This window comes from Nesterenkonia ebinurensis (genome assembly GCF_008711175.1).
GTDB classification, from domain to species: domain Bacteria; phylum Actinomycetota; class Actinomycetes; order Actinomycetales; family Micrococcaceae; genus Nesterenkonia; species Nesterenkonia ebinurensis.
On sequence record NZ_VWNF01000032.1, the window covers coordinates 104,732 to 129,894 of the forward strand.

The window sequence follows — 25,163 nt, forward strand, 5'->3', positions numbered from 1 at the left end:
CTAAGATCACCAAGGCAGTCGGGAGAAAGCAACCGATATCCACAGCGGACGACCGCCGCCTGAACCCGTCGTAGTGTCGATCATGGTTGGAGACCAACCATTGAGGCGCTGTCGCTCCACATGGCGTCTCGTGCCTCGTCGTCGCGGGCGAGTTCTGAGGGTTCAAGCCAGGTGAGTTCATCGTGTCTGACGGCTGCGTAGTAGTGTCCGGCGGGTGGGTGGACCTTCCCAAGCGCGATCGCAGCCAGGTTGCCGCCGGCTGCTTCCCTGCTGTTGAAGCGGCGTATTAAACGGCGCAACAAGGAGCCGAAGGTTTGCCACATGATTCGACCTATCGTGGGTGCGTTGCGCAGTAGCCCGGTTCCGGGCGTGGGGCCGGGATCGTATGCCAGGACGGTCAGGTTCTTCGCTGCTGCCTCCGGCTGGATCGCGAGTGCGCGAACGGTCAGAATGTTGCAGAGCTTCGATGAGGAATAGGCTCTTCCAGCTGCCGTGCGCGGCTTCGCGTCATGCTCTGGGTCCCGCTCGGGATGTGCGAGCAGTTCGGCGTTCGCATGCCGTGGGGGTGGAACCATCGCTCCCTCCGCTGGGTCATGGGTGCCGCTGGTGGTCAGTACGACCAAGGCATTGGCTGCGAGTCGCGGCAGCAGCAGTCTGGCGAGGAGATAGTGAGCGAGGTGGTTGACGGCAAAGGCCGTCTCGAAGCCGTCGGAGGTGCGCCCTTCGACATCGGGTGGGTTGACGCCTGCATTGAGGATCAGGGCATCGATCTCATCCGAGCCGAGTCTGTCGCTCAGGGCGCTGGCGAAGGACCGTACGCTCGCCAGGCTGGTCAGGTCCAGCGGGACGGCCTCCGCTCCGGCAGGTGCGGAGCCGCGCGCGCCAAGCAGAAGGCGCGTGTCGGCGGTGGCGAGGAATTCACGCGCGGTCAGCTCGCCGAATCCCGATGTTCCTCCGGTCATCACGATCGTTCTCATCAAATGGGCCCTCCTGGTCGGACTAAGTCGAGCATCGACTCCGTTTACTATAGTGAGTTATCACTCGACTTAGCAAGCTCATCGGTCTGTTCGCGGTAGCCTAAGTGACGACGACAGCCGGCTCGGCGCTGCCGCGCGACCGACCGATGTGAAGGATGTGAGTCTCCGATGACGACGGGAGCGCAGGCGGACACCGCTTCCCCGCGGACAGCACAGCGTGCCGACGCGCGCCGCAATCGGGAACGCGTCCTGGACGCCGCTGACGCCGTTTTCTCACAAATCGGCCCAACCGCTTCCACGGAGGAGGTCGCCCGAAGGGCAGGCGTGTCGATCGGGACAGTGTTTCGGCACTTCCCCACAAAGGAGGCTCTGATCGAAGCCGTCGTGCTCGGGCGTCTCGAGCAGTTGACTGCCGAAGCCAGAGAGCTCGGCGATGCCGGGGATGCCGACACGGCCTTCATGGCCTTCTTCCACCGCTGGATCGAGCTCTCTGCGACGAAGCACCAGTTCGCCAGGGCGCTCGCCCACTCCGGAACCGATGTGCAGGAGGTCAGAAGCGCGCATCCCGACGTCGTCCAAGAGCTGCACGATGCCATAGCCGTGCTGCTGGCCCGTGCTCAGCACGCCGGTAGCATCCGCCGGGACCTCACAGTTTCGGACCTCGTTGCGCTCATGGTCGGGGCCTCCCGCGCGCACGAGCACATTGGCCCCAACTCGGAGCAGCGCGCACACCTCCTATCGGTGACCATCGACGGCCTGCGACCACGGTGAAGGCTGATGGCGAATCGTAGAAGCTGGCGGGGCGTGATTCCGCGAGGCGTAGAGCGGTGCGTCTCGGCGACGGCGTGACCAGTCGCTGCAACGGTTCCTCGTGCCAGAGATGACGCTGGTCGGTTGATTTCTGCGTTTCAACGCGGGGAACGCTGTCGTGATGCCCCGGATCCCGGCGGCCGCGCCGAAGCTCTTCGCTGGTGCTTTTCAGGGGCGGGATCGGGGACCTTGCACAGGGTCTACCACATAGTGCAGGTCGATACCCGCCAGCGGACTGTTGCCGCCGATAAGCTCGGCGACGTGCACGCCTATGTCACGGGCCGGTATCCACCCAGGGTCGTCGATGCCCGCGAGCTGCCGGGATCGGGTGCGGATGACACCGAGGATGACCTCGTAGACGCGCGGACCTGCATCCTGAAGTTCCGCGGCGAGAGTGCGGGTCAGAGACTTCCCGGCTGCGGCGCTCAGGGCGACGCCGGCGTTGCCCGGGAAAGGGATTTCGGCGCTCATCCCGTTGAGTTGGATCAGGACCCCGCCAGGGGCCACGTGCGGTATGAACGCCCGGTAGAGCCGGAACACTGCGGTGATGTTGGCAGCCAGCAGTTGGTCCCATTCATCATCGGACAGTGACAGCACAGGCTTCTGTCCCTGGTCTCCCCAGGACGCGACCGCAACGATCACCCCGTCGAAAACACCGTACTTGGCGGCTAGCCGGGTGGCGGTTTCATCGAGGTCTGGCGCCAGAGCGTCGAGTACCTCCGTGTTGAGCGTGGGAGCTCCGCTGCGTGTGGCAAGGCCTTCAAGATTGGCACTCGACCGGCCGGCCGCGACCACTGTGGCTCCGAAATGCAACAGCGATTGGACCACTCCTTCTCCGACGCCACCGGCCCCGCCGATGACCGCAATGGAGCGACCCGTGAGATCCGTATCTGATTGCGCCCATTGCGGGTGATTCGCTGCTGTCATGGTTGGGGGTCTCCTAGATCTTGCTCAATGTCATGGTCTTTGGGCGATGTCGAAGTTCTGGGTGAACACATGATGGGGATCCCATCGGTCTTTGAGCTTGCGCAGCCTCTGCAGAGTGGGCGCAGGGAAGGCTTCGTGAACGCTCTCGGGGGTGTGTTGGGTCTCGAAGCTCAGGTACATCCCGTCCATCAGTGCGTGGACCGGCTCCCATGCTGCGTCGAAGACCTCACGTGGTCCGGTACTGACTGCGGTGATGGAGAAGTTCTGATGCCGGTGCGCGTAGGCGGTGGCCGCGGGCGCGCGATCGTTGATCGCACCACCGACCGAACGAATATGCACCATGTCCGTTCCACCAGAGGCCAGCATCTCTGCTACCCGAACTGCCATGTCCGTGTCGATGTGGGTGACCAGGCCGGTACGGGTCCGCGCGGTCTGCTGGCCTGTGTGTGGCGCACCTGTGGTCATCGGCACCGTGGCATATGAGGTCCGTTGAGATGTGCCCCCGGCAACCCCCGGTAAGCCGGTGAAGGGCTCCAGGGCACGAGAAGCTGCCTCGATGCTGTCACCGGCGAAGACGACGGTGGCCTGCGCGAAGCTCTGGCCCAGGTAGAGGAACGCGGTGATCTCGCGAACTGCGTCTTCGAGGACCTGACCCCATCGCTGGAGCAGGTCCGGCAGGTGACCTGGCGCGAAGGCCAGGTTGGTGTGGACCACAGCGGGGACCGCGGCGGCTTCGAACTCAAAGGAGGTCACGATCCCGAAGTTCGCCCCGGCTCCCCGGACGGCCCAGAACAATTCCGGATTCTCGGTTTCCGAGACACGATGGTACCGACCGTCTGCTGTCACGATCTCTGCTGAGACCAGATGATCGATGGTCAACCCGTGCCGACGACCCAAGAGGCCTATTCCGCCGGTGGTGGAGAGCCCACCGACACCGACGTCGCCGGAATCCCCCGAACTGATCGCCAGCTCCAGCGGAGCAAGCTGCCGGGCAACGTGCCCCCAGCGTGCACCGGGGCCCAGACGCACACGCCGCCGCCCGAGGTATTCGACAGAGTTCAGCTGCCCCAGATCGATCACGGTGCCTCCGTGATTGGTGGCGATGCTGCTGATGCCATGGCCTCCGCTGCGCACTGCGAAGGGGCCGGGGGCATCAAGCGCGAAGGCCAGCGCTTCCGGCACCTCCGCAGGGGTACGAACACGAGCCACAGCCGCGGGCGCGCCCCGCGCGGAGTACACGTGCTGGACCTGGCGATAGCGTGGCTCCCCGGGGCGAATGATGTCCACAGCCGTCATCGCTCCCGGTCCCCGCGAGGATTTGCTGCCTCGGTGTAGGTCTCGGGGCGAGCGGTGAGCCGGTCCAGCTCATGCTCAGTCAACGCCCTCACCGGCAGCGGGGTGGCGGACTCGCGTGAAGGCTGCAGCGCATCGAGGAATAGGTGCAGCGTTCGCCGATAGAGGTCCGGGTGCTCGGCCCCGCCGAACGCGACCGTCGCCTGCACCGCAGCGGCAAGGACCTGGATATCGGTCAGGTCGAAGTCTTCGCGCAACTGCCCTGCGGTCTTCGCTCGATCCAGGAGACCCCGCAGATACGGCCCCACGCCAGCATCCATCCGTTGCAGCAACCGCACCAACTCGCACCCCGGTGCTGAGCGCGACCAACCCAGCGCCTCACCGAAGCCACCGAGCACGAACTCGCGGAAGCCTCGGTCGCCGGCCATCGCATCAGAGGACTGGTGCAGGAACCACACCAAGCCTTCCCAGGCGTCCTCATGCCCGGCGGCGCGCGCGGCAAGCCTCACCGCTTCATCGACACGTGACTCGTACACAGCAGCGATGACTTCATCCTTGTTGGCGAAGCGCCGATACAGCGTCGCAACACTCACCCCAGCTTCTCCGGCGATGCTGGATTGCGGCACGTCGAGGCCCCGGGTGGCGAACAAGGCCGCGGCGGCGACCATGCAACGGTCCAGGTTCTCCGCGGCGTCGCGACGCATACGTGGTTGAGCTGATGACACGACCCCATCCTCCCTAAGCGGAACTCATGTTCCGGAAAGTAAGCGTAACATGCGCTACGCTTGCTCAGCGGCCTTCGCTCTCACTCTTCTGCAGCTACTGACCATAGGGGTTCATCTGAGACGGCATGAAACTCAGCTGGCTTTGAAGTTGGCAGCTGATTAGTGGGTCAGTTCCAGGCTGACTTCAACATCGAACTTCAAAGCTGGGGGCTGGTCGTTGCTGATGCCTCGATAGTGGACAACCCCTGTGGGAGTTCGACCCCGATCCCAGGCTTCATTGATCGCTTGTTCTTCCTCACCGGTGAATGGCGCACCGGCCATGACACGTTTGTGGAACTTCTTGGCTTTCTCAGGTGTAGTTTCGAATTCGATACGGATGACGGGCACCTAGGACTCCTGCAGGGGGTTGGCGTCTAAACCTGGAGGCTGCTGAGTGCACATGATGACTCGCTTCATCTAGTCGATATGGGTCAATCCTAGAGAGCGGAGCCAGAACGCCAAACAGCCACGATCACTTGATCGATTCGTGGATGCACAAAGAATTAACCAGACGCGGTGTAACTGTCATCTCGCGCGCCTCGGCGTCCAATGGAAAGTGCACTCCATACTTGTGCTCTGATTCTAACGACCCCAGCGTCGCCGCCAACACCTCCGGCCCTTCGAGGACCCGCGGCGTGGTTTCCGTGCGCGGTTCAGCTTTCCACTCCGGCAAGCTGGGCGGTTCGGTGCCAGAACTGGTTAACGAGGGCGTCGTCGCCCACTTGCTTGTTGGTCTGCCGCTGCGTAGCGGGCTTCTGCTGTGCATAGAAACGTCCAGGCTCCCAGTCGACACCGGGGACGCCTGTGAGGAAGAACGCCAAGTTCGCTCCGCCCTTCTCCGGTGAGATCAGCGCCAGCCGCGACAGCGGGGTTCGGTACAGCAGCCGGGTGAGGAAGTCGTTGTTCTCTGCGCCGAAACCGGTGCGGACGTTGCCGGGATCGAAGGCGACGGCATTGATCCCCTGGGAGTGGTAGCGGGCATGCAGACCCCGGGCGAATAAGATGTTCGCCAACTTCGCATCGCCATAGGCACGCATCGGTGCGTAGATCTTCTCATGATTGAGGTCATCGACATCGACCTTCCCCACGATCTTCGCCGACGCACTCGAGGTGTTGACCACCACGCCATCGCCTGCCTGCAGCAGGTCAAGGAGCAGGTGCGTGAGCAAGAAAGGTGCGAGAAGGTTGACCTGGAACGTCTTCTCATTGCCGTCCTCGGTCACCGTGCGCTCCCCGAAGACCCCGCCAGCGTTGTTGGCCAGCACATCGACTCGATCCGTGCTCTGCCGGATGTCCGCGGCCAGCTGGCACACGTCGCCCAGCTTGGTGAAGTCCGCGAGCAAATGGTCGGCTCCGACCTCGCGCGCCATAGCTACCGTCTTCTCAGCGGAGCGCCCGACCAGGATGAGCCGGTCCTCCGGCTTGGCGCGTGCGGCCTGTCGCGCCGCCTCGGCCCCGATCCCGTCAGACCCACCCGTGATCACGATCGTCCGTCTCACCATCTCTCCACCCGTCCTTTCTCCATGTTGTCACGGTGATGTTGAATGTGACACTGTAGTGCTATCTCTGTCTCATCAGGGTAGCATGGTGGTATGGATGCACAAGAAATGTCGTTGCGTGAACGGACTCGTCGCGCCGTGCGGACAGAGATCGTCGATGCGGCCATGAGCCTGTTCTTGAGCCAGGGGTTTGAGACGACAACGGTCGAGGAGATCGCCCAGGCCGCAGGAATATCCCGACGCAGCTACTTCCGCTACTTCGCCAGCAAGGAAGAAGCATTCGCCGAAGCGCTTGCCTCCATCGGCCAGACGATTGCCAAGACGCTCACTGGGCACTCGGCGGAGGAACCGCCTTGGACCGCCCTTCGCCGCTCTTTCGACCCGCTGCTCGAACAGGCCACCACGGACCCCAACGCCAAAGCTCTCGGCCGACTCATGCTCGAACGCCCCGCTCTACAGCAGGGTAAAGACGCCGCTTGGCAAACCAAGATCGCCACAGCCCTGATGCCCCGCCTGCCTGTCAGCGATGCCACCAATGCCTCTCTTCGTGCCCAGTCCCTCACCGCTGCAGCAATCGCCTGCCTCCACACCGCACAGGAACAATGGCTCAGCGCCGACGAGCACAGAGCACTCAGCACACTGCTCGACATCACCATGGATGCCGTCCATCCACTCACATAAGCGGCGCCGACGCGGCCGTGATGACGCGCGGCCTCGAAGTGTCCCGCCGGGTCTACGGTCACCCGACGCCTCCTGCTCAGCCGCCCACCCGGGACCGATCCGGCACTCCCACTGAACCCTCACATGTGATGGGACCATGTCCACCGATGTCAGACCAATAACTGCCACAACGCCGTGCTGTCTCTTCATTCACACAGGCTCCACGCGTTGAACCATGGAAATCCGGAGGGGACAAGGCTTCGGGGCGCGGTTGCCATCTCTCGCGCCTCGTCGCCAAATGGAAAGTACACCCCAAGATGCACCGTCGAGTTTAGCGCCCCTCAGGAGACGGCGGAGGAGACCTTGGCAGTCGGGCGATCGGCCTGAACGGTGAGTGTCCGAGACGCCGCATAGTCTCATCAGAACGACCTTCACCGCACACCTGAGGTTACCGAGACGATGATCCGCAGGCAGTTCCCGCAATGAGATCACGAGCCTGTGCAGTGGCTGGAGTCTGCCGGAACCGTCAACGTGATCGTACGCATCGGAGACAGCCTGGCGGCCCGGTTTCGCCGCCAGGCCGCGGACCCCAAGGACGTCGCACGCGACTTCCGGCGAGAGGCCGATGCTCTCGACGAGCTCGCTTCTGCGGTCTCAGTCCCTGTGCCCACAGTGGTCGCAGCAGGTGAACCCACACCTGAGTATCCGCTACCCTGGTCCGTTCACACCTGGCTCCCCGGAGAGATCAACAACCCCAACCAGCGTGGCCGGCTCTCAACGGTTCTGTGCTGACTTGGTCACGATGATCAAGGAACTGCGCCAGGCCAATACACAAGGTCGCCTGTTCTTCGGCACTCAGTGCGGTGGAGAACTGACAGTTCATAGCACACTCACACGAATCCGGTCTGACAATGAGCTTTTTGAGATGAATAGTGGTGAATCTCTGTAGAAGGTTCGGGGACCACCGCTCCGCCATATCCGGAAGGACGCTCTCGATACCGGGGAGTTCCAGGCGATACCGGACCTGGGAACCTCAGGAACTGGCGGGGCGTGTCTCCGCAAGGCGTAACGCGGTGCGCTGTGGCAGTGCCGCGATCAACCGCTTGATCCAGCGGTTGCCTGCTCCTGAGATGACACTGGCCGGTGGATTCTTGCGCTGCAGTGTATCCAGCGCGGTCGTGACGACCTGATCTGGGGTTTGGAACCTTACCCCGCTCTCGGTGGTCCCGGATATGCTGTAGAACTCCGTCGCCGTCGGCCCCGGGGACAGGGCCATGACGGTAAGACCGCTCGTCTGCGCCTCGTAGGCCAGCGCCTCGGTGAAACGCACGACAAACGACTTCGACGCCGCGTACACAGCCATGCCCGGCACCGGCATGTAGGCGGTGAGACTGGCTACGTTGATCAGCGCTCCTTGACCGGACTCGAGGAGTTGCGGAAGGAACGCATGCGAGATCTCGACGGTGGCATCGATATTGACCCGCAGTTGCCGCCGGATCTGATCCTCGGTGGAGTCCCCGAACGCCCGGGTCACCCCTATCCCGGCACAGTTGACGACGGTGCCGACCCGCACTCCGGTCTCAGCGAGTTGTTCTGCGAGTCGGTATCCACCACGGTCCATGGACAGGTCGAACGGAATGACGTGTACCTGCCGCCCGGTCTCGGAGCCGATGTCATCGGCGAGCGCTTCGAGCTCTTCGACCCGGCGTGCCACCGCGACGATATCGGCCCCACGACTCGCCAGACGCTTGGCGAACTCCGCGCCGATGCCGGAACTGGCCCCGGTGACCAGGGCAGTCGTTCCCTCGTATCGCATTCAGTGACCTTCCTCCTCCAGATCCGCGCCAAGACGCGGGTCACACGCTCTCAATGTGAGAGGTTCACACATTAGAGTAGACGATCAATGTGAGAGACTGCAACATAGGAGGTGTCCCATGATGTCCGAACGCGGTTATCACCACGGCGACCTGCGCAACGCACTGCTGGTGGCGACGACCGAGCTGGTGCGCGAGCACGGTGCCCGTGGGTTCAGCGTCTCCGAGGCCGCCCGGCGCGTCGGGGTCTCCTCCTCCGCCCCCTACCGGCATTTCCCAGATCGAGACGCCATGCTCGCCGCAGCGGCCTTGACGGGCTTCAGAGAGCTGGAAGAACGATTCGCGAGCCTTCCCGCGCTGAAGGCGTTCACCGACACGGCGGCGCAGATCGCCACCGAGTACCTGCGCTTCGCGCGTGAGGACCCCGCCCGGTTCGAGGTGATGTTCGCCCACGGAATCGACAAGACCAAGCACCAGGACCTGCTCCGGCAAACATTCCGGGTCCAGGAACGATTCGAGGCCACCCTGAGTCGGTGCCTGCGGTCGGCAGAAACTACCCCACGCGCCGCCGAGCTCTGGTCATTGGCACACGGCGTCGCCGCCCTCGCCACCGGGGGAAACGTGCAGCATATACTCCCTGAAGCGCGGATCAGCGCACTCGCGGATTCCACAGCAAGAGCCTGGGCTCGCGGCGTGCAATGACCGGGCGGCAGCTACCTCATTCGACGGGCGTAGTTGTCATCTCGGGAGCCTCGTTATTCAACAAAATTCCCCGTAGGGGGCCTTCCGCGAAGAAAATCTCCTTGGGGGCGGCCGACGGACTGGCCGGCGTCCGGGCGGACGATGAGCTCCTGGGCTGCGGCATACAGACCGGACTCAGCGTCCCGGACCACCAGCTGGGCCTGCGGGTCCACCTTGCGTTTGACCAGAGCCAGGGCGATGGGACCGGCCTCGTGATGGCGGGCCACCGAGGTCACCACACCCACAGGACGCTCCTTGAGCAGCGCCTCCGGATCCGTGCCCTCCTTCGGCGCCAGCACATCGGAGCCTGGTTCAGGCAGGGTGTGCTCAGAGCCGTCCAGGTGCAGGAACACCAGCCGACGCGGCGGATGTCCCAGGTTGTGCACCCGGGCGACGGTCTCCTGCCCCTTATAGCAGCCCTTCGTGAGGTGGACTGCAGTGCGGATCAGGTCAAGTTCGTGCGGGATCGCCTTGGCATCCACCTCGGTGGCCAGCCGCGGCCGCCAGGCGGCGAGGCGCAGCGCCTCAGCAGCCTGCACCCCGGCCAGAGTCCAGCCCTGGGCCTCCAAATCGACGAGAGCGGCGTCGTACCTCTCCCGCTCCAGAATGGTCAGGTGCCAGTTCCACTCCTGCCCTGGATGCTCAGCATCGGGGATCGCGGCATAGGATTCGCCGCCCGGTGCCACAGCGGGCCAGGGGTCGCTCCAGCGGGCGGGAGCGGCTGCGGGAAGATCCTCAGGCAGCGGAGCGGTGCTGCCGAGCACGGCGTACTGATCTGTGCGGTCGGTGATCTCCACCCGCAGCATGAACTTCATGGATTCCAGCCATTGGACCAGTGCGGGCCCGTGGGAAGGCTCGGTGATCAGCCAGGCAGTTTCGCCGTCGTCGGAGATGGCTGGGGCGTGCTCGATGCGCCCGGAGATGTCCAGCAGCAGCAGCTCGGAGGAGTCCCCTGGCTTGAGGTCGGCGACCTGCTGGGAGGAGAGCGTGCTCAGCCAGGAGAGCCGATCCGGGCCGGTGACTGTGACCACTGCGCGGTGGGAGAGATCGGTGACGGCGGTGCCGGCTGCAAGGGCGCGCTGCTCCTTGACCGGATTCCCGTAGTGCGCAGACACACCAGCATCCGGGCCCGCGGCTTCCACCGCGCCGGTGCGGTGGAGCAGGGGAGAGGTATACCTCACTGTGCTCAGCGCTGGCCCTTGAACAGGCGAGAGAGCACCACGAGGCTGATCCAACCGATGATCAGCACCGACATAACCAGCAGGCCAATGAAGAACACCTCAAGTGCAAGAATCTGTGCATCGCTCATGACACCATCCTATCCGACCTAAGCGAATAATAGTCTCTCGGTGAAGTAGACGATCGCACCCATGGCAGCCACCGGTGCTGCACCCACCGCAAGCCGGGAGAGCAGCTGCTCGGGGGCGCCCTGCAGGAAGAGGAAGCGTCGGAAGCTGGCCAGCAGCACCCCGGCGGTCAGACCCACCACCCCGGCGAAGAGCAGCGTCAGTTCACCCCACACCAATGCAGTGATGACAGCGGCGGCAGCAGCGGCGACCACGATCAGCGGCAGCACGAATACGTCGCGGGCGGGGATGCAGGCCGCTGCGGTGCCGGCCAGCAGGGCGAAGGAGGCCAGCGCCACCACTGAGAGCTCACCGCCGGGCCCGGTGACTCCGAGCACGCCCCAGTCCTCATAGGGAAAGAGGCCGCGCACCCGCAGCGCTGCCAGCCCCGCACCGCTCTCCGCCTCTGCGAGGCCCGCCGGGTAGCGCAGCCCAGCAACCCAACCGGCCGACGTCGTGGTGATCACCACTCCTGCACAGGCGCCGAGAGTCGATTCCAGGCGGTGCGGGCGTCCGGCTCCCCTCATCACCTGGATCATAAAGACCACCATCACGCCGAAAGCCAGTGCCACTGAGGACCAGAAGAACAGGGACTCCACCTGAGAGGCCAGGGCCGCCCCTACTGCCGCCACCACTCCGGCAGCCATGATGACTGCGGAAAGGGACTTGCGAGCGGTCACTCCCATCAGCTGCGGCCAGCCCACTGCCACCACCGCGCAGAGCGCGCAGACCACCCCAGTGAGCGCAGCAACTCCGAGCCAGGAAGCGGCGGCGAGCGCGGCGGCTCCGAGCAGTGCAGCCAGCGCGACGGGCAAGTAATTCACAGGTTCCATCCTGCCAGAGCCCAGAACATGGATATACTCATCGCGTTCGCTCAATTGTTTTTCGCATTGCGGAGTATTGGTGAGGTGTGATGTATCTCACTGGATTTTCTCGCATGTCGTGATCGCATAGAGTGCAGACTTGTTGACCAACCAGGCAACACTTAGGGAGGACTCACGGATGGCTCAGGTGCTTCTGCTCTCTGACGCCCCGGAAGACACCCTGCCGTCTCTGGAGCTGCTGAACCACCGGATCCGCAGTTTTCCGGCGGAGGCGGCCTCCATTGTGCGCGCTCCCAATGTGGACATCACCCTGATCGATGCCCGGACTAATCTGGCCCATGCCCGTTCGCTCTGCCAACTGGTGAAGTCCTCCATGCTTTCGCCGGTGATCGTGGTGGTCACCGAGACCGGGCTGCCCACCCTCAACGAGACCTGGCATGCTGACGATTTTGTACTCACCGAGGCCTCCCCCGGTGAGGTGGACGCCCGGATCCGGATGGCCTCCGTAGAGGCCGAGGATGAAGCGCCGGCCGGCGAGATCCGGGCCGGAGCCATTGTGATTGATGAGACCACCTATATGGCCACCATCCACGGCAAGCTGCTCAACCTCACCTATAAGGAGTTCGAGCTGCTCAAACACCTGGCCCTGCACCCCGGCCAGGTCTTCACCCGTGACCGGCTGCTCCATGATGTGTGGGGCTACGACTACTTCGGCGGCACCCGCACCGTGGACGTGCACATCCGGCGGCTGCGCTCCAAGCTGGGCCCTGAGCATGAATCACTGATCGGCACGGTGCGCAATGTAGGCTACCGGCTGCTGGTGGACGGCTCCGACCACCAAGAAGCCGACGACGCCGCCTGAGTCGGAGGGAGACCGGACCCAGGCGATCATCCTGAGGCAGAATAGTGTGCCGAAATGTGCAGAACTCCGCCCAAAACGGCGTCTGTTCCGACCTTTTCGACACATTATTTTGCGGGACCGGGCTGCAGACTACGCTGACATCATGGGTTTTGATGTGGAGCTGGTCCAGGCCGCACCGACTGCTGAGCAGCTTCGGGCTCTGCGGGAACTCGCCTCAGCGGCGCAGCGGGCCGACGGCGCGCCACCCTTCGGCGACCAAACCTGGGTAGAGCTCACCAGCGATAAGGACGACGCCGTGGCCCTGGCCTGCACCTGGGTGCAGGATGACGACGCCGCGGCGGGCACCCTGGCGGGGGCGGGCGTGGTCGTACTGGGCCATGCTGATAAGTCCGGTGAGGATTCCGCACCCAATGTGCTGGAGCTGGCAGTGCACCCGGACTTCCGACAGCGCGGGATCGGCACACAGCTGGCCGCAGCACTGAATGACTCGGTGCTTGCTCAACAGCCCGGTACCGCCCACCGCGCCTGGGCCCACGGCGGGCATCCGGGTGCACCCAGGCTGGCAGCGCGGTGTGCATGGACACCGGTGCGTGAGCTCTGGCAGATGCGGCTGAGCAATGAGACGGAGCTCCCAGAGACTGTGCTGCCTGAGGGGGTTCAGCTGCGCAGCTTTCAGCCGGGGCGCAACGAGCAGGACTGGCTGCAGGTCAATGCCGCGGCTTTCGCAGACCATCCCGAGCAGGGCAGGATGACCCTGGAGGATCTGCAGGCCCGGATGGCCGAGGACTGGTTCTCCGCCGAGGGGTTCCTCATGGCCTGGGACTCTGCCGGGGATTCCGAACAGCTGCTGGGATTCCACTGGACCAAGATGCACAGCCATGATGACGGTGAGCGGCTCGGCGAGGTCTATGTGGTGGGGGTGGCCCCCGCTGCCCAGGGCCGGAAGCTGGGCAAGGCACTGACTATTGCGGGAATCGAGCATCTGCGCAGCCAGAGCGTGGCGACAGTGCTTCTCTATGTCGATGCGGAGAACACTGCTGCTGTGAGGCTGTATGAGGACCTGGGCTTCACCGTGACCCACACCGATGTGCAATACGCCCCCATCGAGGAGACCCGATTGAGTCGAGAGGAAACCTGAGCTTGCTCAGAATTTCCCGAGGCGATAGCGGGTCGCCGGCCCTGCGGGTCACCTTCGGCAGAAGCGGCCTGATACATTTTTTGGCGTGACCACTCCTGAGGAGATGACTGAGGTTCCGCGCCGCCGCAGCCCTACGCTGGCTGATGACGGCACCGATGCCCAAACTCTGGCCGCGGGCGCCCTGGTCTGGCGGCTGCACAAGGGGGCATTACAAGTGCTGCTGATCCACCGCCCCCGTTACGACGACTGGTCCTTCCCCAAGGGGAAGCTGGACCCGGATGAGACCCTGCCGGAGTGCGCGGTCCGCGAAGTGGCCGAGGAGATCGGGCTCAAAGTGCGCCTGGGCGTACCGCTACCGATCACCCGGTACACCGTCATCAAGAACACCAAATCAGGTCCTGCTGAGCAGACCAAGGAGGTCTGGTACTGGGCGGCCCAGAACCTGGACGGCAGGCCGCGCCCAGACGGGGAGGAAACTGACGACGTGGTCTGGGCAGAGCCTGCCCAGGCCCGCCAGATGCTCACCAACCCTGGGGATACCGAACCGCTGGATGAGCTGGAGCGGCTGCACGAACAGCATTCGCTGCGCACCGTGCCCTTCGTGGTGCTGCGCCATGCCAAGGCCAAGCCCCGCTCCTCCTGGTCCAAGGCCGAGTCTGAGCGACCTCTGGCGGCCACCGGTAAGCGGCAGGCCAAAGCGGTGGAACGACTGCTGACCGCATGGCGGCCCCGGCAAATCCACTCCAGCCCGTGGAAGCGCTGCGCTGAGACCATCGCTCCCTATGTGAAGAAGCACCGGCACCGGATCAAGTACCGCAAGCCGCTCACCGAGAAGCGCGCCAAACAGGACCCGGGCAAGGCCGCCTCCAGGGTGCGCAAATCACTGGAATGGTGCCAACCCTCATTGATCTGTACACACCGGCCGGTGCTGCCGATTGTGCTGGGCGAGCTCAGCAGGTGGGCCGTGTCCCCGGAGGTGACCGGGGCGCTGCCTCAGGAGGACCCCTATCTGAGGCCCGGCGGCGTCGTGGTGGCCCAGCAGGCCGTGGACCGCGGTGGCCGCATCGTCTCGATAGAGGTCTACGACTCAATAGATGATTGAGCACCTCTCAGTGCTCGTCCCAGCGACGCGCACAGCCGCTACGCCTTTGCTCGGGTCACTGTCGTCACGTTTGCCGTTCCGCTGAGGCGGGACTCCACTCCTTGAAGTCCCTGCAGCGCTTCGTTCGCAGCTCAGCGGAAGCACCCAACCCAAGTGACATACATTACTCCCACCGACTACCCTTGGTGTATGGGCAAGCAGGCTGCGGCAGAGCAGAAGAACATCCACCCCAGTGCAGAGCTGGTGATCGACACCGACCGGTGCCGGGCTGAGCTGTGGGATGAGATCAACGGCCAGCGCACGTTCATCGGCTTTGTGGGCTATGCGGAGGAGACCATCGGCGGACAGCCGGTATGGCTGCTGATGCACACCATCGTCAACGAACGCTTTGGCCGTCAGGGCTATGCCCGCGCCCTGGTGACTCTGCTGCTGGACAAGCTGGCCGCAGAGGGTAAGAAGTTCACCTCCGAGTGCACCTACATTGATCACTATCTGACCCGCTATCCGGAGTACCGCAAGCACCAGGCGCTGCTGGCGTAGACAGCGCCAGTCCGGGCGGCAGGCCACGCTGAGGCGGCCCTGATCAGACGCTGCACGTTCGCTCGGGTCCCAGATGTCCGGTTCCCCTGGCTCCGCTTGCCCGGAGCTTCACGCCTCAAGGGCCCGCCTTCGCTGCGCTCGGCTCGGGAATCGATAGACTGACGCCGTGACATCTATCCTTACCCCCTATGAGGACCTGCTGGCTGATGTGCTCGAGACCGGGGCTGTCAAAGATGACCGCACCGGCACCGGCACACGCAGCGTGTTCGGCCGGCAGATCCGCTACGACCTCACCGAGTCCTTCCCGCTGATCACCACCAAACGGGTGCACTTCAAATCCGTGGCCCTGGAGCTGCTGTGGTTCTTGCGCGGGGACTCTAATGTGCGCTGGCTGCAGGAGCGCGGGGTGCGGATCTGGAACGAGTGGGCCGATGAGAACGGCGATCTTGGGCCGGTCTACGGAGTGCAGTGGCGGTCCTGGCCCACCCCCGAGGGCGGGTTCATCGACCAGATCACCCAGCTGGTTGATCAGCTCCGCGCCAATCCTGACTCCCGCCGGCACCTGGTCACCGCCTGGAATCCCGGGCAGGTCGCCGAGATGGCCCTGCCGCCCTGCCATATCCTCTTCCAGTTCTATGTGGCCGAGGGAAAACTGTCCTGCCAGCTCTACCAGCGCTCGGCGGATATGTTCCTGGGTGTGCCGTTCAACATCGCCAGCTATTCGCTGCTGACCGTGATGCTGGCCCAGCAGGCCGGACTGGAGCCTGGCGAGTTCATCTGGACCGGCGGGGACTGCCACATCTATGACAATCACGTTGAACAGGTGCGTGAACAGCTCTCCCGTGAAGCCCGGCCGTACCCGCAGCTGCGCCTGGCCCGTCACCCGGAGTCCCTTTTCGACTTCGAGTACGAGGACTTCGAGGTGCTCAACTACGATCCGCATCCCACCATCAAGGCCCAAGTTGCCGTCTGAGATAGGCATGATCTGGGCGGAGGCCGCCGGCGGGGTGATCGGCGCCAGCGGGACGATGCCCTGGCATGTGCCCGAGGACCAGGCGCACTTCAAAGCTGTGACCTCCGGGAGCCCGGTGATCATGGGGCGGAAGACCTGGGAATCGCTGCCGGAGCGCTTCCGCCCCCTGCCCGGGCGGACCAATATCGTCATTACCCGCGACGCCGCCACCCAGGGTGAGCTGGAAAGCTCAGGTGCCGTGCCGGCGTCGTCGCTGGAAGTGGCCGTTGAGCTGGCACAGGAGAGGGCTGAGGGTGCGGACCGGGTCTGGATCATGGGCGGCGGTGCCGTCTACGCCGAGGCAGTGCAGAAGGGGCTGGCCCAGCTGGCCGAGGTCACCCGATTCGACCTGGAGGTGTCCGGAGACACCCACGCCCCTGTGCTGGACAGCGAGCGCTGGGAGCTGGTCACCGCTGACCCGCAGCAGGACTGGCACCGCTCAGAATCAGGGGTCGGCTACCGGTTCGAGACCTACCGCCGCACTCGCTAGGCTAGTGGGCATGACTTCTGCACCCGCTGATTCTGCTGCCTTGTCCTCCACCGCCGCTCAGACGCTCTCGGTCGGGCTGGTCGGCTGGCGCGGCATGGTGGGCTCTGTGCTCATGCAGCGCTTTGTGGATGAGGGCGACTTCGCCCACTTCAACCCGGTGTTCTTCTCCACCTCGGCGGCTGGGAAGCCCGCGCCTGAGTTCACCGGGGCCGCCCCGGAAACCGCGGAGCTGCAGGACGCCTATGACGTGACCACGCTTGCCAAACTGCCCGTGATCGTCACCATGCAGGGTGGGGACTACACCCAGGAGATCTACCCCAAGCTGCGAGAGTCCGGTTGGAAGGGCATCTGGATCGACGCCGCCTCCACCCTGCGCATGGCAGAGAGTTCCATCATCGTGCTGGACCCCATCAACCGGGATGTGATCAGCGCCGGCCTGGCGGCCGGGGTCAGGGAGTTCGTGGGCGGCAACTGCACAGTGTCCTGCATGCTGATGGGGCTGGGCGGGCTGTTCAAGAATGACCTGGTGGAGTGGGGAACCGCGATGACCTACCAGGCGGCCTCTGGCGGGGGAGCTAAGCACATGCGGGAGCTGCTGAACCAGTTTGGGCACCTGCACGGCGGGGTGGCCGAGGAGCTGGCAGATCCGGCCAGCGCGATCCTGGAGATCGACCGCAAGGTGCTGGCCGCTCAGCGCGGTGAGCTGGATGCCTCCCAGTTCGGGGTGCCGCTGGCCGGTTCGCTGATCCCGTGGATCGATGCGGATCTGGGCAACGGGATGTCCAAGGAGGAGCGCAAGGGCTCCGATGAGACCAATAAGATTCTGGGCCGCGGAGATTCGCTGGCCCCAGGTGTGCAACGCCGCGGCGATGCCATCCCGTTCGAGTCGCTGTGTGTGCGGATCGGTGCGCTGCGCTCGCACTCCCAGGCGCTGACCCTGAAGCTGCGCGAGGACCTGCCGGTGACCGAGATCGAACAGATCATCGCCGAGGGATCGGACTGGGCCAAGGTGGTGCCGAATGAGAAGGAGGCCACTATGGAACAGCTGACTCCGGTGGCCGCCACCGGTGAGCTGACCATCCCGGTGGGCCGGATCCGCAAGCTGGAGATGGGTCCGGAGTACATTTCCGCCTTCACCATTGGCGACCAGCTGCTCTGGGGCGCTGCTGAGCCGCTGCGCCGAATGCTGCTGATCACCCTCGGCAAGCTGTAGAGCCGGGTAAACGGCGGACTACACTGAACCCATGAGCGCGCCGCTGCAGATTGTTGCTCTGCTGTTCCCCAACGTCACCCAGCTGGACCTGACCGGGCCCGCACAGGTCTTCACCCGCTTCCCGGAGGCGGAACTGCACTTCGCCTGGGAGTCCCTGGACCCGGTGCCCACCGACTCAGGCTTTTCGATCCTGCCCACAGTGACCTTGGGCGAGACCCCGCAGGCTGATGTGCTCTTTGTGCCGGGCGGTCAGGGTGCTTTTGACCTGTTTGAGCACGAGGCCGCCCTGAACTTCATTGCCCGCCAGGCCGCAGGCGCCAGGTACGTCACCAGTGTGTGCACCGGGTCCTTCGCTCTAGGTGCTGCGGGGCTGCTGCGTGGTAAGCGGGCGACCAGTCACTGGGCGTCGCTGCAGATGCTGGAGGCCTTCGGTGCGGTGCCGGTCAGTGAGCGGGTGGTGCAGGACGGGAAGATCATCACCGGAGCTGGGGTGACCAGCGGCATTGACTTCGCCCTGACCCTGGCGGCCGAGCTCTGCAGCCCCGAGGTCGCCAAGGAGATCCAGCTGTTCATCGAATACGATCCGGCACCCCCGTTCGACGCCGGCTCTCCCAGCAGGCCCGATGCTGATCAGCAGGCTGCCCGGGACCGCATCGCCGCCATCACCGAGCTGCGCAGCCCCCTGGTCCAGCGCGCCGCGGCCAGGATACCCTCCATACTTCTGCCATGAGCATTCTTTCGGGCAGCTTGTGAGCCCTCCAATGAACCTTCCGAAAGGCACCTGCTAGACGGCTCAACCTTCTCGATTGGGGCAGAACATCATCAGCAGGTTTGGCTCTCAGTTCCCAGACAGACAGGCCCCTTCCACAGACTCCATCAGTCAACAACACTCAAAGCTCCGGTGCACACTGCCGAACTGCCCACTGCGAGCTCAAGGAAATATGCCTGGGGCGTCACCTCAGTTATCAGCGGTGTTGGCGCCGTTTCTGCTGGTGATCGGGCTGTTCACCAAGGTCGAACGCGTCACGGTGGCGGCACCGGTGGTCTTTCTGCTGCTGGGAGCGGGATCAGTGCTGTGGGTGCTGAGGTGCGGGGCGCGGCGTCGTGCTCTGCTGCGGGAAACTATTGCGGAGTATGCCCGTCGGGCCGGCGCATAGCGTAGTTGACGAAGGCCGTGACCAGGGGACGGAAAGTAGCCTCGATCTGGTCAGCCTTTTCAGTGAACTCCGCAACCACGTCGTCGGGTTCTCTGCCAGCCCGGGCCACGAGACCCTTGGTGTTCTCCGCCCAGCTGCGGATGGTCTGCTCATTCGGCTCCGGGTGGAACTGCACAGACCATGAGCTCTCCCCCAGGCGGAAAGCCTGCACCGGAGCGTCGGTGCCGTCAACCAGGTGCACCGCTCCTTCAGGCAGTGACCGGATCTGCTCCTGGTGCCAGACCACGGCGTCGAACTGGTCCGGCAGTGCGGAGAAGACAGGATCCGCTGCCGCTTCAACCCTGCGGTTCATCTGCATCACGCCAATTTGGGGAATCTGACGGCGGAAGACTTCCGTACCATGGGCCACAGCGCACAGCTGGGCACCCAGGCAGATGTTCAGGGTGGGGATGCCGTCCTGCACGGCGTGGCGCTGCAGGTTCCGGACCGCCGGCAGCCAGGGCCAATGCTGGTCCTCCTGCGGCCCTGCGGAGCCGCCGAGAACAATCAGCCCGTCGTACTCCCGGACATGATCGGCAACCGAGTCACCTCGATCCGGTCGCCGTATGGTCAGCTGCGCGCCGGCCTCGGCCAGCCAGTCGCCGAGCCGGTCGATCCCCACGTTTTGCTCATGCTGAATCACCAGAATCTCTGTCACAGCACCAATCTACTCCGGCACCTCTTGGTCCAGCCTCATCACCCTAGCGGGTGTTCACCTGGGGTGGTTAGGGTTAAGCGTGGACCCAGCGGAAACCTACAGAGGAGAGCCCGATGATCTTTATCGTTGTGAAGTTCCAGGTCAAGCCCGAGCTGGCCGACCAGTGGCCTGAGATCACCCAGGAATTCACTGAGGCCACCCGCGCTGAGCCCAAGAACAAGTGGTTCGACTGGTCGCGCAGCGTGGCGGACCCCAACGAGTACGTGCTGGTGGAGGCCTTTGAGGACGACGGCGCCGAGCCGCATGTGAACTCCGAGCACTTCAAGAAGGCCACCAGTGCAGACGGCCCCATGGCCCAGGCCCTGGTCGCCACCCCCAAGATCATCTCCCGGCAGATCGAGGGCGATGACTGGGAGGAGATGGGCGAGCTGAAGATCAGCTGACTCAGGCCACGCTCCGCCACCTGGCCGTGACGCATCACCACCACCTCAGTACAGACCTGGCGTACCCCCTCCGCCGCAGCCTGCACCCGTTGGGTGGGCTTCCTCTCCTCGGCAGTTACCGGTGCGGCCACCAGGTTGCCCTCCTGGGGCAGCGGGCAGGTGGCCAGATCGGTAGAGGCGCAGGGCGGGTTGGCGGCGTGGTTCAAGCTGTGCGCGTCATGTGACTCATTCCACTGAAGCGTTACACTCAGTCCATGAACGGAACGGAGGAGCTGATCCGCATCGGGGTGCGGATGCAGCCACGCGGAGTACTGATCTATGTCGGCGCCTGGATGGTGATCAGCCTGATCAGTGGTTTGGCGCTGACCTACCGGGACCTCTCCCTGCTGCCGCTGGGCGTGAACATCCTGATCAGCCTGGCGGTATTCGGACTGCTGCTCGGCACAATACTGTGGGTGAACATTGGCCATTACGCCTTCTACAATCCCCGGCGCAACAGTCTGGCCAAGGGCCGCACCGAGCTGGGTCCGCGTGATGTCCAACGCATCCGAGTCAAGAACAATGTGGCAGCAGCCGGGTACTACCTACTGCTTCAGCTCTCGGGGCCTTCCGGCAAGCTCACCCTCAAGCTGGCAGGAACCGGCCGCGAGCAGACCACTCCGGAAGCAGCTCGCGCACTCCAGCAGTTCCTCACCCAGGTGGTGCAGGCCCATGGGATGGACAGCCTGCCACGCGGCACTCTGCAGGCCGAGCAGCAGATGGCAATGGCTCTGAACAACGCCACCAACAACTGGCAGATCATCTCCCCTGTGGTGGCTGAGAAGTTCATCCGTACCGCACTGCTGGAGAGCCCAACCGGCGACGACACCTCCTCACCCCCACCGCCCCAGGACGTTGCTGCCGGTCCCACCCCTGCTGCCCCCACAGGGGCTGCGGACCATACCGCGGCCGAGCTGGACCGGCAGTACCTGAAGGCCGAGGACGCCGCCCTTGACCACCTGGAGCAGGTGCGCACCCCGGCCTGGCATCACATGATACCTCTGGCAATCGCTGTGCTCGGGTTGCTGGCCGGCGGGGTATGCCTTCTAACAGCTGCCATCACTGAGTCCAATGCCTGGGGGCTCAGCGGGATGGGCCTGCTTGTCCTGGGCGCGACCGGCCTTTGGTTCTGGGCGCTGGCCCGCGAGCTGCAGCGGCGCAAACTGCGCCGCGTGGCGGTGGAATGGTTCCAGTCCCAGAGCACCGAGGTCCAGGCCCAGGGGATCCCGCCGGCTTTGCAGCTGCTGTGGACCCAGGATCGTGGCCACCCCTGGATGGGCGTGATCTTCACCGGCTATCCGCTCGGCGGGCTCGGGATGCTGATCGGTATCCTCATGCTGATCTGGGAGGATGATCCGCTGCTGCAGGGCACTGCCTGGATCCTGATCACGGGCTGCTCAGTCTTGGTGGCCGCTGCCATCTTCGCCACCTACCGCTACGTCACCCGGTTCTCCCGGGCTGCCGCCGAACTGGCCCCCTACACCAGGATCTGAACCATGGCTTCCCATGATGTGCACGCTGAGCAGCGAGCCAGCCCGTAGGGACTAGCCTGAGCACCTGTTTCAGCGCCGTGCCCACAGGATGCCGGCCCCGCGTCCTATGCGGACTCATTCTGCAGCCCGGCTTGGCGGTACAGTTCAGAGCTATGGGACACCTGATCTCGCCTGAGCAGCTGCACGAACTCATCGCTTCCGGAAGTCCGGGGCTGCGCATTCTGGATGTGCGCTGGCGCCTGGACAGACCCAACGGCCGTCCTGAGCACCTGGCGGGTCACCTCCCGGGTGCCGTCTATGTGGATCTCGACACGGAGCTGGCTGAGCACGGCCGTCCTGCCGCTGAGGGCCGCCACCCGCTGCCTGCGCTGGAAACTCTGCAGACTGCGGCCCGCCGCTGGGGGCTCAACGACGGCGACACCGTGGTGGTCTATGACGATATGAAGAACACGTCCTCGGCCCGGGCCTGGTGGCTGCTGCGGCATGCAGGCCTCCGTGATGTCCGGGTGCTCGACGGTTCGCTGCGCGGGTGGGCCCGTGCCGGTTACCCGCTCGAGACCGGCGACGTCGTTCCCGAACCGGGCACTGTCACTCTGCAGTACGGTGCCCTGGGGCATGTAGATATCGACGACGCCGCCAGCTTCCCCCATCGCGGAACCCTGTTGGATGTGCGGATACCGGAACGCTACCGGGGCGAGGTGGAGCCCATGGACCCGCGGCCGGGCCATATTCCCGGCGCGCTCAATGCGCCCACCGCTGAAAATGTGGATCAGGATGGGCGGTTCCTCTTACCGGAGGCACTGCGTGAGAGGTTTCTGGCGCTGGGGGTGGATCCGCAGAAGCCGGTGGCCAGCTACTGCGGATCTGGGATCAACGGCTGTCACTCCGTCCTCGCCTTGGAGCTTGCCGGGTTTGAGGCGGTGCTGTATCCGGGGTCGTTCAGTGAATGGTCAAACAACTACGACCGCCCAGTGGCCACAGGCAATACTTCCGGTCAAGCCCCCTAGCTGCGTGGGATCAGGCCTTCGCGGCCGCCGGAGACCCAGGTGGGGCTGAAGCTGCGGTCCCCGTGCACCTGATCAGCCAATTCATCCAGGGCGCTGATGGTCTCAGCAGGCAGTTCCGCCTGCACCCCGGTGAGCAGCTCGTCCAGGTTCTGTGCGTACCGGGTGCCGGGGATGACAGAGAGCTCCACGCCAAAGGCTGAAGCTTTTGCGTACAGCCAGGCAAGGGCCAGGCCTGCGGTGGGCAGCTCGGCTGCTGCTGCCAGTTCCCGGGCGCGGCGGGCGAGGTCGTGATTGTGCTCCAGGTTCTCCGGGAAGAACCATGGAAACTTGCGCCGGGTGTCCTTCTCCGCCAGAACTTCAGCGCCGAACCGGTCGGTGAGCAGCCCGCGTGCCACGGGGGAATAGGCCACGAATCCGATGCCCAGTTCTGCGCAGGCGGAAATCACGTAGGGTTCCACGTCCCGGGCAAAGATGCTCCACTCGGACTGCACTGCGGTGATCGGGTGTACCGCATGAGCTCGGCGGATCTCCTCCGCGGTGTGCTCGGAGAGGCCGATGGTGCGCACCTTGCCCTGTTCAACCAGCTCGGCCAACGCTCCTACAGACTCTTCCACCGGTATCTCGGGGTCGGGCCGGTGCAGGTAGTAGAGGTCCACGTAGTCGGTGCCGAGCCGGCCCAGGGAGAGGTCGATCTGCTCCCGGATGTGCTCGGGCCGCCCATTGGCGCCGCGCTTGCCGGCCTCGCCCTTGGGCTCGATGCCGCATTTGGTGGCCACAGTGAACTCATGGCGCTGCCCGGCGAGGAACTTGCCCAAAATGGTTTCGCTGACTCCGAGGCCGTAGATGTTCGCGGTGTCGATGAAGGTCACCCCGCGGTCATAGGTCTCATGCAGCAGTTCGAGGGAATCCTGTTCGTCAATGGGTCCGTAGGCTCCCGCGATGGACATTGCCCCGTAGCCGAAGGCGGTGGTGGTCAGGGCAGAGTCTGCCGAACCGAGTTCAACTGTGCGCAGTGTCATGAGGCTATTCTGCCGCAACCGCTCAGTGCTCAAAGACTGCAGCCGATGAGCACCGGCTCTGGATGCAGGACGATGCCGAAGGTTTCGCGGACTTTGTCCCGTGCCGCCCGGGCCACGGTGAGCAGGTCCTCGGTGCTGGCCCCGCCTCGGTTGGTCACCGCCAGGGTGTGCTTGGTGGACAGTGAGGCTCGGCCTGCGGTGAGCTCGGCGCCGAAGCCTCTGCCGCAGCCGGCGTGATCGATCAGCCAGGCCGCGGAGAGCTTGATCAACGGCTGCCCCTGATCGTTCTGACCGGCGGGGAACCTGGGCGCTTCCTCCGGCAGAGCAGGGGACGACGACGCCCCTCCCGGGTCTGGAATGGTCGGAGCCAGCACAATCGGATTGGTGAAGAAGCTGCCGGTGGACCAGGTGTCATGGTCAGCTGTGTCCAGCACCATGCCTTTGCCCGCGCGCAGGGCCAGGACTTTCTGCCGGACCTCGGCCAGGGGGGCCCGACGGTTCTCTTCCTGTGCTGCGGGGTCCAGTCCCAGGGAGTAGGCCAGCTCGGCGTAGCGGACCGGAGCGGACAGCGCCGCACCTGCCCGGTGAGTGAGCCGGAAGCGTACCGCGAGCACCACATAGCGCGGGGAGCCGGCCACTGTGCTGCGTTTGAGCAGCGAGTCCCGGTAGCCGAAGGCCAGGTCCTGATTGCTCAGCACCAGGATGTCTCCAGCGGCGCGGTCCCAGACCCGGACCTCCACAATGGTCTGGGCGACCTCTGCACCGTAAGCGCCCACGTTCTGCACCGGGACCGCTCCAGCGGCGCCTGGGATTCCGGAGAGCGCTTCGAGCCCGGTGAGCCCGCGCTGGACGGTCCAGGCCACCACTGCGTCCCAACTGTGCCCGGCCGCCACAGTCACATCCACGTAGTGGTGGTCTTGAGGTGTGAAGGCCGGCGCCGGCGTGGTCCGCACAGATTCCGCAGAGTCTGTCCAGGCCCCAGGGATCAGGACTCCGCTCCCGCCGGCGGGATTAACCGGCTCTGCGGTGATTCCGGTGAAGGCTAGGTGCAGCACTGTGCCGCCGAAGCCGGCGTCGGAGACCACCAGGTTGGAACCCCCGCCAAGCACCAGCAGAGAGTCCAGCCCGGCGGCCCGCCCCTGATCATCGGGCAGAGGGTGGGCCTGCAGCACCTCGAGGGCTTCAGCCTCGCTGCGGGCGGTAATCCACTCCTCTGCCGGGCCGCCGACCCTGGCGGTGGTGTGGTCGGCGAAAGTCTGCGCTGTGCTCACCGTCCAAGCCTAACCGTGACCAGGG

General features: G+C 64.6%; 29 protein-coding genes and 1 pseudogene. 16 read left to right on the top strand and 14 right to left on the bottom strand.

Annotation, left to right across the window (positions count from 1 at the left end; genetic code table 11):
- Positions 1-80: 80 nt before the first annotated feature.
- Positions 81-977: an SDR family NAD(P)-dependent oxidoreductase gene (locus F0311_RS09865; RefSeq protein WP_150461777.1), complete on the bottom strand. Its 897-nt coding sequence runs from the start codon at positions 975-977 to the stop codon at positions 81-83.
- 168 nt (positions 978-1,145) lie between these two features.
- Between F0311_RS09865 and F0311_RS09870 the strand changes: the two genes are divergently transcribed.
- Complete coding sequence (locus F0311_RS09870) at positions 1,146-1,748, top strand: TetR/AcrR family transcriptional regulator (RefSeq protein WP_150461778.1); 603 nt, start codon at positions 1,146-1,148, stop codon at positions 1,746-1,748.
- A 207-nt stretch (positions 1,749-1,955) separates the two neighbouring features.
- On the opposite strand, the gene F0311_RS09875 is transcribed toward F0311_RS09870, so the two are convergent.
- From F0311_RS09875 to F0311_RS09895, 5 genes are all read right to left on the bottom strand, one after another.
- On the bottom strand, positions 1,956-2,714 hold the full coding sequence (locus F0311_RS09875) for an SDR family oxidoreductase (protein WP_150461779.1): 759 nt from the start codon (positions 2,712-2,714) through the stop codon (positions 1,956-1,958).
- A 30-nt stretch (positions 2,715-2,744) separates the two neighbouring features.
- Positions 2,745-4,010 (bottom strand): FAD-binding oxidoreductase, encoded by a 1,266-nt coding sequence (locus F0311_RS09880; protein WP_150461780.1) that lies wholly within the window; start codon positions 4,008-4,010, stop codon positions 2,745-2,747.
- Positions 4,007-4,732 (bottom strand): TetR/AcrR family transcriptional regulator, encoded by a 726-nt coding sequence (locus tag F0311_RS09885; RefSeq protein WP_150461781.1) that lies wholly within the window; start codon positions 4,730-4,732, stop codon positions 4,007-4,009. Before F0311_RS09885 ends, F0311_RS09880 begins: the two co-directional genes overlap by 4 nt.
- 159 nt (positions 4,733-4,891) lie before the next feature.
- On the bottom strand, positions 4,892-5,119 hold the full coding sequence (locus F0311_RS09890; RefSeq protein WP_150461782.1) for a hypothetical protein: 228 nt from the start codon (positions 5,117-5,119) through the stop codon (positions 4,892-4,894).
- A gap of 305 nt (positions 5,120-5,424) precedes the next feature.
- Positions 5,425-6,273, bottom strand: a complete 849-nt coding sequence (locus F0311_RS09895) for an SDR family NAD(P)-dependent oxidoreductase (protein WP_150461783.1) — start codon at positions 6,271-6,273, stop codon at positions 5,425-5,427.
- 90 nt (positions 6,274-6,363) lie between these two features.
- On the opposite strand from F0311_RS09895, the gene F0311_RS09900 reads away from it, so the two are divergent.
- Both F0311_RS09900 and F0311_RS09905 read left to right on the top strand, forming a co-directional pair.
- Positions 6,364-6,951 carry a TetR/AcrR family transcriptional regulator gene (locus F0311_RS09900; RefSeq protein WP_150461784.1) on the top strand — a complete coding sequence of 196 codons (588 nt, stop codon included), beginning with the start codon at positions 6,364-6,366 and terminating at the stop codon, positions 6,949-6,951.
- 477 nt (positions 6,952-7,428) lie between these two features.
- Positions 7,429-7,722: a phosphotransferase gene (locus F0311_RS09905; protein ID WP_150461785.1), complete on the top strand. Its 294-nt coding sequence runs from the start codon at positions 7,429-7,431 to the stop codon at positions 7,720-7,722.
- A 241-nt stretch (positions 7,723-7,963) separates the two neighbouring features.
- On the opposite strand, the gene F0311_RS09910 is transcribed toward F0311_RS09905, so the two are convergent.
- Entirely contained in the window at positions 7,964-8,746 is a 783-nt protein-coding gene (locus F0311_RS09910) for an SDR family NAD(P)-dependent oxidoreductase (protein ID WP_150461786.1), read from the bottom strand.
- A gap of 118 nt (positions 8,747-8,864) precedes the next feature.
- Here F0311_RS09910 and F0311_RS09915 point away from each other — a divergent pair, with 118 nt between their 5' ends.
- Positions 8,865-9,446, top strand: coding sequence for a TetR/AcrR family transcriptional regulator (locus tag F0311_RS09915; protein WP_150461787.1), 582 nt, complete (start codon positions 8,865-8,867; stop codon positions 9,444-9,446).
- A gap of 53 nt (positions 9,447-9,499) precedes the next feature.
- On the opposite strand, the gene ygfZ is transcribed toward F0311_RS09915, so the two are convergent.
- The 3 genes from ygfZ to F0311_RS09925 are packed head-to-tail and all read right to left on the bottom strand — an operon-like array spanning position 9,500 to position 11,655.
- Positions 9,500-10,666, bottom strand: a complete 1,167-nt coding sequence (gene ygfZ / locus F0311_RS09920; RefSeq protein ID WP_150461788.1) for a CAF17-like 4Fe-4S cluster assembly/insertion protein YgfZ — start codon at positions 10,664-10,666, stop codon at positions 9,500-9,502.
- 5 nt (positions 10,667-10,671) lie between these two features.
- The gene (locus tag F0311_RS18710; RefSeq protein WP_263406268.1) at positions 10,672-10,794 is read right to left on the bottom strand and encodes a hypothetical protein; all 123 of its coding nucleotides are present in this window, start codon (positions 10,792-10,794) and stop codon (positions 10,672-10,674) included.
- A gap of 18 nt (positions 10,795-10,812) precedes the next feature.
- A complete protein-coding gene (locus F0311_RS09925) occupies positions 10,813-11,655 on the bottom strand; it encodes a hypothetical protein (protein ID WP_150461789.1) in 843 nt (280 codons plus the stop codon).
- Positions 11,656-11,833: 178 nt separating this feature from the next.
- Here F0311_RS09925 and F0311_RS09930 point away from each other — a divergent pair, with 178 nt between their 5' ends.
- The 9 genes from F0311_RS09930 to F0311_RS09970 all read left to right on the top strand — a co-directional run bounded on the left by F0311_RS09930 (position 11,834) and on the right by F0311_RS09970 (position 19,169).
- Entirely contained in the window at positions 11,834-12,517 is a 684-nt protein-coding gene (locus F0311_RS09930; RefSeq protein WP_150461790.1) for a winged helix-turn-helix transcriptional regulator, read from the top strand.
- A gap of 142 nt (positions 12,518-12,659) precedes the next feature.
- Positions 12,660-13,655: a mycothiol synthase gene (mshD, locus tag F0311_RS09935; RefSeq protein ID WP_150461791.1), complete on the top strand. Its 996-nt coding sequence runs from the start codon at positions 12,660-12,662 to the stop codon at positions 13,653-13,655.
- Positions 13,656-13,740: 85 nt separating this feature from the next.
- Entirely contained in the window at positions 13,741-14,757 is a 1,017-nt protein-coding gene (locus tag F0311_RS09940) for an NUDIX hydrolase (protein WP_317982601.1), read from the top strand.
- A 189-nt stretch (positions 14,758-14,946) separates the two neighbouring features.
- Positions 14,947-15,297, top strand: a complete 351-nt coding sequence (locus F0311_RS09945; protein WP_150461792.1) for a GNAT family N-acetyltransferase — start codon at positions 14,947-14,949, stop codon at positions 15,295-15,297.
- 166 nt (positions 15,298-15,463) lie between these two features.
- On the top strand, positions 15,464-16,270 hold the full coding sequence (locus F0311_RS09950) for a thymidylate synthase (RefSeq protein WP_150461793.1): 807 nt from the start codon (positions 15,464-15,466) through the stop codon (positions 16,268-16,270).
- On the top strand, positions 16,260-16,799 hold the full coding sequence (locus tag F0311_RS09955; RefSeq protein ID WP_317982603.1) for a dihydrofolate reductase: 540 nt from the start codon (positions 16,260-16,262) through the stop codon (positions 16,797-16,799). Before F0311_RS09950 ends, F0311_RS09955 begins: the two co-directional genes overlap by 11 nt.
- Before the next feature lie 10 nt (positions 16,800-16,809).
- Positions 16,810-18,012 (top strand): aspartate-semialdehyde dehydrogenase, encoded by a 1,203-nt coding sequence (asd, locus tag F0311_RS09960; protein WP_150461794.1) that lies wholly within the window; start codon positions 16,810-16,812, stop codon positions 18,010-18,012.
- A 31-nt stretch (positions 18,013-18,043) separates the two neighbouring features.
- Positions 18,044-18,742 (top strand): DJ-1/PfpI family protein, encoded by a 699-nt coding sequence (locus F0311_RS09965; protein ID WP_150461795.1) that lies wholly within the window; start codon positions 18,044-18,046, stop codon positions 18,740-18,742.
- 211 nt (positions 18,743-18,953) lie between these two features.
- Entirely contained in the window at positions 18,954-19,169 is a 216-nt protein-coding gene (locus tag F0311_RS09970) for a hypothetical protein (RefSeq protein WP_150461796.1), read from the top strand.
- Here F0311_RS09970 and F0311_RS09975 read toward each other — a convergent pair.
- Positions 19,135-19,866, bottom strand: a complete 732-nt coding sequence (locus tag F0311_RS09975; RefSeq protein ID WP_191089860.1) for a type 1 glutamine amidotransferase — start codon at positions 19,864-19,866, stop codon at positions 19,135-19,137. The two genes, F0311_RS09970 and F0311_RS09975, sit on opposite strands and share 35 nt — an antisense overlap.
- A gap of 113 nt (positions 19,867-19,979) precedes the next feature.
- Between F0311_RS09975 and F0311_RS09980 the strand changes: the two genes are divergently transcribed.
- Positions 19,980-20,309 carry a putative quinol monooxygenase gene (locus F0311_RS09980; RefSeq protein WP_150461798.1) on the top strand — a complete coding sequence of 110 codons (330 nt, stop codon included), beginning with the start codon at positions 19,980-19,982 and terminating at the stop codon, positions 20,307-20,309.
- Positions 20,310-20,422: 113 nt separating this feature from the next.
- Here the strand turns inward: F0311_RS09980 and F0311_RS19060 are convergent.
- Positions 20,423-20,629 (bottom strand): annotated as a pseudogene (locus F0311_RS19060) (DUF1684 domain-containing protein); the annotation flags it as partial.
- Here F0311_RS19060 and F0311_RS18505 point away from each other — a divergent pair.
- Together F0311_RS18505 and F0311_RS09990 are read left to right on the top strand one after the other, a co-directional pair.
- Positions 20,564-21,841, top strand: coding sequence for a hypothetical protein (locus F0311_RS18505; protein WP_223881250.1), 1,278 nt, complete (start codon positions 20,564-20,566; stop codon positions 21,839-21,841). The pseudogene F0311_RS19060 and the gene F0311_RS18505 overlap by 66 nt on opposite strands.
- 152 nt (positions 21,842-21,993) lie before the next feature.
- Positions 21,994-22,848 carry a sulfurtransferase gene (locus F0311_RS09990; RefSeq protein ID WP_150461799.1) on the top strand — a complete coding sequence of 285 codons (855 nt, stop codon included), beginning with the start codon at positions 21,994-21,996 and terminating at the stop codon, positions 22,846-22,848.
- Here the strand turns inward: F0311_RS09990 and F0311_RS09995 are convergent.
- Entirely contained in the window at positions 22,845-23,867 is a 1,023-nt protein-coding gene (locus F0311_RS09995; RefSeq protein WP_150461800.1) for an aldo/keto reductase, read from the bottom strand. The two genes, F0311_RS09990 and F0311_RS09995, sit on opposite strands and share 4 nt — an antisense overlap.
- 29 nt (positions 23,868-23,896) lie before the next feature.
- A complete protein-coding gene (locus F0311_RS10000) occupies positions 23,897-25,138 on the bottom strand; it encodes a UDP-N-acetylmuramate dehydrogenase (RefSeq protein ID WP_150461801.1) in 1,242 nt (413 codons plus the stop codon).
- Positions 25,139-25,163: the final 25 nt, after the last annotated feature.